Annotated in this window: 7 protein-coding genes and 1 pseudogene; 1 reads left to right on the top strand and 7 read right to left on the bottom strand. The window is 68.6% G+C overall.

Features of this window, described 5'->3' with window-relative positions:
- The 7 genes and pseudogenes from BKH20_RS14685 to BKH20_RS07560 form a co-directional block, all read right to left on the bottom strand.
- Positions 1 to 112, bottom strand: a pseudogene (locus tag BKH20_RS14685) (haloacid dehalogenase); the annotation flags it as partial.
- Between the two features lie 237 nt (positions 113 to 349).
- Positions 350 to 1,207 carry a PTS system mannose/fructose/sorbose family transporter subunit IID gene (locus BKH20_RS07585; protein WP_075390544.1) on the bottom strand — a complete coding sequence of 286 codons (858 nt, stop codon included), beginning with the start codon at positions 1,205 to 1,207 and terminating at the stop codon, positions 350 to 352.
- A gap of 21 nt (positions 1,208 to 1,228) precedes the next feature.
- Positions 1,229 to 2,167 carry a PTS mannose/fructose/sorbose transporter subunit IIC gene (locus tag BKH20_RS07580; protein ID WP_075390543.1) on the bottom strand — a complete coding sequence of 313 codons (939 nt, stop codon included), beginning with the start codon at positions 2,165 to 2,167 and terminating at the stop codon, positions 1,229 to 1,231.
- A 108-nt stretch (positions 2,168 to 2,275) separates the two neighbouring features.
- On the bottom strand, positions 2,276 to 2,767 hold the full coding sequence (locus BKH20_RS07575) for a PTS system mannose/fructose/N-acetylgalactosamine-transporter subunit IIB (protein ID WP_070658335.1): 492 nt from the start codon (positions 2,765 to 2,767) through the stop codon (positions 2,276 to 2,278).
- A complete protein-coding gene (locus tag BKH20_RS07570) occupies positions 2,767 to 3,207 on the bottom strand; it encodes a PTS sugar transporter subunit IIA (protein ID WP_070658337.1) in 441 nt (146 codons plus the stop codon). Before BKH20_RS07570 ends, BKH20_RS07575 begins: the two co-directional genes overlap by 1 nt.
- A gap of 302 nt (positions 3,208 to 3,509) precedes the next feature.
- On the bottom strand, positions 3,510 to 5,765 hold the full coding sequence (locus BKH20_RS07565; protein WP_430793387.1) for an NAD(+) synthase: 2,256 nt from the start codon (positions 5,763 to 5,765) through the stop codon (positions 3,510 to 3,512).
- Between the two features lie 470 nt (positions 5,766 to 6,235).
- A complete protein-coding gene (locus BKH20_RS07560; protein ID WP_070658339.1) occupies positions 6,236 to 6,541 on the bottom strand; it encodes a PspC domain-containing protein in 306 nt (101 codons plus the stop codon).
- Positions 6,542 to 6,786: 245 nt separating this feature from the next.
- On the opposite strand from BKH20_RS07560, the gene BKH20_RS07555 reads away from it, so the two are divergent.
- The gene (locus tag BKH20_RS07555) at positions 6,787 to 9,609 is read left to right on the top strand and encodes a GH32 C-terminal domain-containing protein (protein ID WP_075390542.1); all 2,823 of its coding nucleotides are present in this window, start codon (positions 6,787 to 6,789) and stop codon (positions 9,607 to 9,609) included.
- Positions 9,610 to 9,626 lie beyond the last annotated feature (17 nt).

Below are 9,626 nucleotides of genomic sequence, written 5' to 3'. Positions count from 1 at the left end.
CCAGGAGGTTGCCGGCGGCCCGCCAGCGGGCCATGGCCTCGCGGTCGGCCGGGGAGACGGTGCGGTCGAAGACGATGGTGGCGTCCAGGTCGGTGACGAGGAGTCGAGTCACGCGGGTTCCTTGCTGCAGGGGGCGGAGGGCGCTGACAGTTGGGGGAGGCGGAGAGTCGGGAGAAGGCGTCGGACGGTCGCGACGGAGCACTAGTGGTGTGCCAGGAGATCCGGCGGGAGCCCCGAGCATTCTACCGAGCGCGTGGAGCGGGGAGGGAACCGGAGGCGAGTCCTCTGGCGCCCTCCCCGCTCCGGGATGGAGTGGCGAACGGCCTTCAGCCGGTCGTCCGCTAGTCCATCACAGTCCCAGGAAGCCAGTGGCGGCCCCTGCGATACCGATGGCGAACATGCCCAGGATGATCCACAGGGCGTTGACCTTCTTATTGAGCAGCCACATGCACAGGAAGGTGAGCCCCAACGCCGCCAGGCCGGGCAGAAGCTGGTCTAGGATGCTCTGGACGGTCGTCACCTTGACGATCTGGGTGTCGGGGTCGGTCACCTTTGTGACCACGGTCGGGAACTTAATGTTGGTCCACTTCGAGACCAGGGCGCCCATGACGAACAGACCCATGATGGCCGCCATCTGGGTGATCTTCTTGAGCTGGCCGCCACCGACCTCGGTGACCATCTCGGTGCCGCGCTCGTAGCCGAGCTTCAGGCCGTACCAGCGGGTGAGAACGCGCAGGAGGTTGATACCGACGAAGAACAGCAGCGGCCCCAGGAAGGAACCATTGAGAGCCAACGACGCCCCCAAGGCCGCCAGGACGGGGCGGGCGGTTCCCCAGAAGATGGGGTCACCGACGCCGGCCAGCGGTCCCATGAGGCCGACCTTGACCGAGGTGATGGTCTCCTCGGAGATCTCCTCGCCCTTGGACTTCTGTTCCTCCATGGCGGCGGTGACGCCAAAGACGACCGAGGAGACCCAGGGGTGGGTGTTGTAGAACTCCAGGTGCCGCTTGAGCGCTGCGGCCTGAGCGCTCTTGTCGTTGCGGTAGAACTTCCGGATGGCCGGCATGAGCGTGTAGCAGAAGCCCATGGCCTGCATGCGCTCGAAGTTGAAGGAGCCGAGCAGGAAGGTGGAGCGCCAGTACATCCGCATGAGGTCGCGGCTGTTGAGCATCTTCTCCGAGGTGGCCGGAGCGGTTTCAGTAGTCATGAGAGTCTTCCTTCTTCCAGCTCAGTCGAGTTCGTCGTCGAGGTCGTCGTCCAGGTCGCTGCTGGAGCCGCCGCCGGCCGCGGGGGAGGCGGCGGGCAAACGCACGGAGTCGTGGAACTCGGGGTTGAGCTGGACGTAGATGACGGCCAGGCAGGCCCCCAGAATGCCCAGCGCCACAAGGGTGGCACCGTTGGGAGCGAGGTCGATGACCCACTTGTCGATGCCCTTGCTGTGGTCACTGACTGAGGCCGAGCCGCCAACGGTGGTGGCGAAGGTGGCGAAGATGAAGCCCAGGAAGAAGAAGGGCATGAGCTTGCGCGCCTTCATCATGTTGATGACCATGGCGTAACCGACGACGACGATGAAGCCACCGGCGATGTTGAGTCCGTTGGTGATGACCTTTGGGATCATCTCGAGAGCATTCTTCACCGTGTCGCCTGAGGCCAGAGCTGCAACAGCTGCGGTCGGGATGGCCACGCGCAGTCCTTGAAGGCCCAGGGCCGTGAAGTGCATAATGGCAATGCCCCGGTAGTTGGCCTGCTCGGCATATTGATCCGCTTGGTGGGCGAAGAAGATGGCGATCGTTCGCACGAAGATCGTCAAGGCCTGGCCGGCGACGGCCAGCGTAACGGCCACACCGATAGCGGTGTGAGCGGCGGTGGCAATGTCGGCCCTGGTCGGGTCGTCGCTAACCGAGGCGACGGCGATGACCGTGGAGACCGTGGAGGCCAGGGCGGAGTCGGGAGCCATGGCGGCGCCGACGTTCATCCAGCCCAGAGCGAGGAGCTCCAGGGTTCCCCCGACCATGATGCCGATGGTGGGGCTGCCCATGGCGATACCGGTCAGGGTGCAGGCGACGAGCGGGCGGTGGAACTGCCGCTCGTCCAGGACGCTGGCCATGCCCGCGACGAACGCCACGAGCGTGACCAGAATGATCTGGATCAGATTGATGTCATGCACGGTATGTCTCTCTCATGTGAGGGTTGACAGCACACTCCCACTGAGCCCGCCACCGAGCGGCGACGGGATGGAGGTGTCTGAGGGAGGTCTGGGGACGGAGCCGTGTCCTTAGAGCAGGCCCTTCTCCTTGAGGGCTCCCATGAGGTCGGAGCTCGCGGTGGAGGGCACCTGCTGGATGTACTGCTTGATGCCGCGGGAGTCGATCTCCTTGAAGGCCTCGACGTCGGCGGGGCTGGCGTAGACGGCCTGGGAGACCTGGCTGGTGCCCTGCTTGAAGGTCATGCCGCCGACGTTGACCTCCTTGGCGTCCACACCCAGGTCGAGCAGACGCACAATATCGGCCGGGGTCTCGACGACGATGACGGCCTTGAGGTTCTCGTACTTGGGGTTCTTGTAGACGCGGGCGGCCTTCTCCACGCCCAGCACGTGGACCTTCACCTTGCCGCCGCCGGTCTGCAGCATGAGGGTCTTGCGCAGCTCGTCGTTGGCGGCGCCGTCGGAGACGGCGAGGATGGCCTCGGCGCCCAGGGATCCGGCCCAGTTGTTGGCGACCTGTCCGTGGACCAGGCGGGAATCGATACGCAGGAGCTTGACGTCCATCAGAGCTCGTCTCCTTCATCATCGGAAGTGGTGGTTGGGGCAGGGGTGAAGACCTCGGAGAGGACCTTGACGCCGTCGACGGCGGAGGTGCGAGCGGCCTCCACGAGCTCGGCGAGACCGGCGCCGGTAAGACGACGGGACAGGACCTCGATGACCATGGGCAGGTTGACGCCGGTGACGACGTCGGCGTCGTCGCGTCCCGCTGCGAACCGGGCGGCGGCGTTGTAGGGGCTGCCGCCGAAGAGGTCGACGAGGATGAGGTACTCCTGGCTGGAGGAGGCCTCGACCGCGGCGGCGTACTTCGCCAGCAGGTCGTCGGGACCCTCGGAGGGCTCGAAGGTGACGGCGACGACGTCGTCACTGGGACCGACGATCATCGATGAGGAGGCGACAAGACCTTCAGCCAAGTGTCCGTGCGCGGCTATGACCAGGCAGACCATGGGCGGGGACCTTTCCCATCCGGGCTGCCGCCAAAGGTGCGTATGGCCTGGGCAACAGCAACGTGTGTGACATGGCGACGATAAGAAGGATCAGGGTGATCGCCACCACTAAATCGCCCACCACTTTCACACAGAAGCGCACAAAACCAACGAAGGTAACGCGCGTTACCCGCACGTCACCGGACGTTTTCGCTGCAAGTATGCGTTTTACTCACATCAATCCCGAACAAGGGACACCTAAGACGCCACATTGTGTTGTGCATCACATCCCAGGACAATGGTCCTGGCCCCCCTGCGGGGCCTCACGCCCGGGGCACGTTGCGCTCGAGCTCGGCCAGCCAGGCGGTCGCGGCGGCGTCGGAGGGCATGCGCCAGTCGCCCCGGGGGGACAGCGAGCCGCCGGCGACCACCTTGGGCCCGTTGGGCAGAGTGGAGCGCTTGAACTGGTTGGTGAAGAAGCGCCGGTGGAACAGCTCGAGCCAGCGCCGGATCTCGGGAAGGTCGTAGGCCACCTTCTCCGCCTGCGGCAGCCCCTCGGGCCAGTCCCCGCTCTGCGCGTCCGCCCACGCCTGGTGCGCCAGGAAGGCGATGCGACTGGGGCGTGAACCGCGGCGCAGCACGTGCCACAGGGTGAAGTCCTGCAGGGCGTAGGGGCCGATCTTGGCCTGGGTGGACTGGATGGCGCCGCCAGCCTCGGCCGGGACCAGCTCGGGGCTGATCTCGGTGTCCAAGATGGACAGCAGCGTGCGACCGACGGCGTCGTCGAACAGCCCCTCGGCGACCACCCAGCGGATGAGGTGCTGGATGAGGGTCTTGGGGATGCCGGCGTTGACGCCGTAGTGGGCCATCTGGTCGCCCACCCCGAAGGTGCACCAGCCCAGGGCGAGCTCGGAGAGGTCCCCGGTGCCCAGGACGATGCCGCCGCGATGGTTGGCGACACGGAACAGGAAGTCGGTGCGCAGGCCCGCCTGGACGTTCTCGAAGGTGACGTCGTAGAGCTCGCGCTCGCTCACCCCCTCGGGCAGGACCCCGGTGCGGGCGTACTCACCGTAGGGGTGGCCCATCTCGGTGAGCATCTGGGTGGCGGTGGCCCGGATGTCGAGCTCCTCGAAGGTGCAGCCCAGGCCGACGGCGAGGTCCTCGGCGTTGCGGCGCGTGCCGGCGCTCGTGGCGAAGCCGGGCATGGTGATGGCGTGGATGTCCGAGCGGGGCCGGCCCAGGAGGTCCATGGCGCGGGCGGCGACGATGAGGGCGTGGGTGGAGTCCAGGCCGCCGCTGACGCCGATGACGATCTTGGGGTTGCCGATGGCCCCCAGGCGCTGGACGAGGGCGGCCACCTGGATGTTGTAGGCCTCGTAGCAGTCCTGGGCGAGCCGGGCGGGGTCGTCGGGCACGAAGGGGAAGCGGTCCACGCGGCGGCGCAGGCCGATGTCCGTGCGCGGGGCGGCCAGGTCGGCGGCGCCGATCCGGATGCGTCGGAAGGCCGCCGGGTCGGTGAAGGTGGTGGCCGCGGCCGGGGAGCCGGCGACCGGGGCGCTCAGGGTGCGGGCGTTGTCAGCGAAGGTCCCCTGGCGCAGGCGCTCGGCGCGCAGGCCCTCGATGTCGACGTCGACGACGGTGGCGCGCGGCCCGTCGGGGAAGCGCTCGGTGGAGCCGAGCAGCTCGCCGTTCTCGTAGACGAGGGTCTGGCCGTCCCAGGCCAGGTCCGTGGAGGACTCGCCCTGCCCGGCGGCGGCGTAGACGTAGGCGGCCAGTCCTCGGGCAGACGAGGAGCGGGCCAACAGCTCACGGTCCTCAGCCCGCCCCACCGTGATGGGAGAGCCGGAGAGGTTGACCAGGACCGTCGCCCCAGCCAGCGCCGCCACAGCGGAGGGAGGGACAGGCACCCACATGTCCTCGCAGACCTCGACGTGGAAGGCCAGGCCGGCGACGTCCTCGACCTCGAACAGGAGGTTCGCCCCGAAGGGGACCCGGGCGACCGGCTCGGTACCGCCGGCGCTCTCGGTCCTCTCAGCGTCGTCGGAACCGCCGCGCACGCCGGGCAACTCGATGCTCTCCACCCCGGCGGGCAGGGCGTCGCCGGGGGCGAAGTGCCGCTTCTCGTAGAACTCCCGGTAGGTGGGCAGGTAGGACTTGGGGGCGACGCCGCGCACCCGTCCGCCCTGGATGACCAGGGCGCAGTTGTAGAGGCGGTCGCCCAGGCGCAGGGGGGCGCCGACGACGAGGGCAGGCAGGAGGCCGGCGCTGGCGGCGCGCAGGGTCTCGATGGCGGTGAGCACGTCGGACAGCAGGACGTCGGACAACAGGAGGTCATCGATGGCGTAGCCGGTCAGGCACAGCTCGGGGAAGGCGGCCAGGCAGACGCCGTCGTCGGCCAGGGTGCGGGCCTGCTCGATGATGGCGGCGGCGTTGGCGGCCGGGTCGACGGGCACCACCGGCAGGGTGACGGCGGCGACGCGGGCGAAGCCCTGGTCGTAGGCGGAGAGGAACTCGATGTCGGCCGCTGGAGCAGTCACGGCGGCGTTGGCGTCATTGGCGTCATTCACGGTGTTGGTCACGGCTTGATCCTCCCATCGACGGCGCCTTCCCGCGAGACCGCCGCCCTCATTTCGCGACCGGGGCACTCGACGCGTGCGGGAGCAGCAGCTCTGCCCCCGCACGCATCGATGACACCCCGCTCAGCAGCACGCTGCGCCCACCAGGTCACCCGTGGAACCGGGGGCGACGAGGCGGGCGCAGCCCATCACTCACGCGTGGACCCGAGGCGCCGCCTGGAACCGGTGGCGGCAGGGACGGGCATGCGTCAGGAGAAAGCGAGTGACGGAGAGACGGCAGGAGAGAAGCATTGAGGAGAGCGAAGAGACAGCCATCACCTTTCTTTCTACGAGGTCGAAGATGTCGACGTCCTCGGCCGATGTGGTAGTCGTGAGTCTGGTAGGGGTCGTGTTACCAGAGCGCTAAAGGTCTCCGGAGGACTGTGACGGCCCGGGCCGGCCGGCTCGGACCCGCCCGGGCAGGCTGAGAACAGTCAGTACTGGCAGTACTGGGCGGGGGCGGGCTCGTCGAGCATGAGGCACCATGCCGCGACGTAGACCAGGCACATGGGGCCGGGCAGGAAGCTGGCCAGGATCACCCCGACGCGCACCGCGCTCACGGGCATGTTCCAGGCCTCGGCCAGACCCCCGCAGACGCCGCCGAGAATGCGGTGCTCACGCGAGCGCCGGGGCAGGGAGTCGCGGAAACGGAGGAACTCGCCCGAGCGGCTGGAGGAGGTGCCCCCGCCCTCGAAGCGGGCGGACTGGCTGAACTGACCGGGGTACTGCTGCTGCGTCATGGCAACAAGTCTGGGTGCTGGGGCCTGCCGTCCGCTATCGGGGAGCACCCTGAGAAGTCCCCGATGTTGATCGGGAATGACCCCTGACTGCTTGCTCAGCATCAAAGGTCCGCGTAGTTTATTACCGGCGCTAACGCGCGTTATCGGATCGGCGTAGGAGACGGGCAGCAGCCCCTGAGCACCGCACCGCCCCGCAACGGCGCCCCCGCCCGTTCACGCCGAGCCCGTTTCCCGGAGGACAGCACATGAGTCGGACCGTCCGAGCACTCAGCGCCCTGACCGCCTTCTGCCTGCTGGCAGCCGGCTCTACGCTGGCCTCCATGCCCGCAGCCGCCTCCGGCCAGGCCCAACCGGTCTCCCTCTCCCCGACCGCACCGGCGCCGCCGAAGGCCGGCCAATCCGGCGAGCGGTGGCGTCCGCAGACCCACTACACCCCCCAGAAGAACTGGATGAACGACCCCAACGGGCTCGTCTACTACGACGGCGAGTACCACATGTTCTACCAGTACAACCCCGAGGGCTCGGACTGGGGCAACATGTCCTGGGGCCACGCTGTCTCCAAGGACCTGGTCCACTGGCAGGAGCTGGGCGTGGCGATCCCGCACACCTCGCAGTACGGGGTGTTCTCCGGCTCGGTGGTCATTGACACCAAGAACACCTCCGGCCTGGGCAGCCCGGACAACCCGGCCATGGTCGCGGTGTGGACACGGGCCGACGTCGGCGGCAACCAGTCCCAGTCCCTGGCCTACTCCACGGACAAGGGCCGCACTTGGAACCTGTACAACAACGGGGATCCAGTCCTGGACATCGGCTCCCACGAGTTCCGCGACCCCAAGGTCTTCTGGGACGAGACCTCCGGGCGCTGGACCATGGTGGTCTCCCACGCCACTGAGCACCGCGTCTCCTTCTACTCCTCCCCCGACCTCATCCACTGGACCGAGCAGTCCAGCTTCGGCGGGGAGGGCATCACCTCGGCGGTGTGGGAGTGCCCGGACTTCTTCCCGCTGCCGGTCGACGGCAGCTCCAAGGAGACCAAGTGGGTCCTCGTGGTCACGGTGGCCGACTCCGCCCAGTACTTCGTGGGCAGCTGGGACGGTTCCACCTTCACCCCTGACGAGATCCCCCACTACACCGGCGAGGAGGGCACGACCCTGGCCGACTTCGAGAACGGCTACGCCGGCTGGAAGGCCGACGGCGCCGCCTTCGGCTCGGGCCCGGCCACCGGTGACCTGCCCGGGCACCAGGGCAAGGCCTACGTGGACTCCTTCGGCAGCGGCGATGCCGACACCGGCACGCTGACCTCGGATGAGTTCACCGTCTCCTCGTCCTACATCAACCTGCGCACCGCCGGCGGCAAGCACCCCTACAACCCCAAGGCCACCGGAGACAACGGCGGCGGCCGGCTCCTGGCCGGCTTCGACGGCTCCTGGGACGGCTGGACCGTGGAGGGCAGCGCCTTCGGGGCCACGCCCCCTCAGGGCGCCACCCCCGGCCAGCAGCCGCTGGTCAACCACTCCAGCGCCGGGCTGCTCAACACCTACCTGGACGTCAGCAACGGGCAGGGCTCGGATGCCACCACCGGCACCGCGACCTCACCGACCTTCACCATCGACTCCGCCTACCTCAACCTCCTCGTGGGCGGCGGCAACAACCCGCGCCCCGAGGGCGATGCCGAGGGCGGCTCGGGGGTGAGCGTCGTCGAGCTCGTCGTCGACGGCAAGGTGGTGCGCTCGGCCACCGGCCGCAACCTGGAGGAGCTCAACTGGCAGAGCTGGGACGTCAGCGATCTCAAGGGCAAGTCCGCCCAGATCGTCGTCACCGACACGGCCACCGGCCCCTGGGGACACATCCTCCTGGACGAGGTGCGCGCCTCGGACAAGAAGGCCTCCCCCATCGCGGACAACACCTCGGTCAACCTCGTCGTCGACGGCAAGGTCGTCGCCTCCGCCACCGGCAACAACTCCGGGACCCTGGAGTGGACGAGCATGGACGTGACGGCCTACAAGGGCCGCAAGGCCCGCCTGGTCATTGAGGACCGCAACGGCAACGCCGAGGACTGGGGCCACCTCATGGTCGACCAGATCCTCCAGTCGGACACGAAGGCCTTCTCCGGGGCCGACGTCGTCCCGCGCCTGGACTACGGCAAGGACTACTACGCGGCCGTCACCTGGAACAATGTCCCCAACGGCAAGCGCTACCAGGTGGGTTGGATGAGCAACTGGGCCTACGTGCGCGACCTGCCCACCACCACCTGGCGCACCGCCATGTCCACGGTGCGCGAGATGGGGCTGACCCGGGTGGGCGGCAAGCTGCGCCTGACCGCCCAGCCCGTCACCGCTCTGGAGTCCCTGCGCACGGGGCAGGAGCTCACCCGGGCGAACACCGACATCCCGGCGGGCGAGACCTCCCTGGGGCAGGCCGCCCAGGGCACCTCCCTGGACATCAGCGTCGACCTGAAACCCGGCGCCTCCTCCTTCGCCGGCCTCAAGGTCCTCGACAACGGCGAGCAGTACACGCTCATCGGCTACGACTCCAAGGCCAAGCAGCTCGTCGTGGACCGCACCCACTCCGGGGTCACCGACTTCTCCCCGAAGTTCCCGGGCCGTGCCACGGCGCCGCTGTCACCGGACAGCAAGGGCCAGGTCCACCTGCGCATCGTCGTCGACGCCCACTCCGTGGAGGTCTTCGCGGCCGACGGCACCCCCGTCATCACCGAGACCGTCTACCCCGAACAGGACGCCACGGGGGTCTCGCTCTACGCCGAGGGCGGCACGGCGCATCTGGGCTCCCTGAGCCTGTGGCACCTGGGGTCCGTTCAGGATAAGGGCGCCCCGGCCGAGGGCCCCGACTCCCCCGGGCCCGGCAAGCCGGCCGTCCAGGAGCCGGCCCGCGGCCAGGCGAAGGCGGCGTCGGCGTCGGCGAGCCCCACTGCCGCAGCTGCAGGCAGGAGTGCTTCGGCCCGGTTCCCGCTGGCCCGCACCGGCACGTCCCTGGCTCTCGGCGTCTTGGGGGCGGTCGCCGCCGCGACCGGCGCCTACGCGCTGCGCCTGCGCCGTCGGCGCTCCTGAGCGGCAGCGTCTCCCCT

The organism is Actinomyces oris, from assembly GCF_001937445.1.
GTDB lineage: Bacteria > Actinomycetota > Actinomycetes > Actinomycetales > Actinomycetaceae > Actinomyces > Actinomyces acetigenes.
The sequence above is the reverse complement of the archived record's forward strand: the minus strand, read 5'-3'. Positions and strand labels throughout refer to the sequence as shown.

What these genes read in the sequence shown, in the direction of transcription:
- BKH20_RS07585 (WP_075390544.1), bottom strand. Translation starts at nt 1,207, where the DNA reads ATGACTACTGAAACCGCTCCGGCCACCTCGGAGAAGATGCTCAACAGC.
- BKH20_RS07575 (WP_070658335.1), bottom strand. Translation starts at nt 2,767, where the DNA reads ATGGACGTCAAGCTCCTGCGTATCGATTCCCGCCTGGTCCACGGACAG.
- BKH20_RS07570 (WP_070658337.1), bottom strand. Translation starts at nt 3,207, where the DNA reads ATGGTCTGCCTGGTCATAGCCGCGCACGGACACTTGGCTGAAGGTCTT.
- BKH20_RS07560 (WP_070658339.1), bottom strand. Translation starts at nt 6,541, where the DNA reads ATGACGCAGCAGCAGTACCCCGGTCAGTTCAGCCAGTCCGCCCGCTTC.
- BKH20_RS07555 (WP_075390542.1), top strand. Translation starts at nt 6,787, where the DNA reads ATGAGTCGGACCGTCCGAGCACTCAGCGCCCTGACCGCCTTCTGCCTG.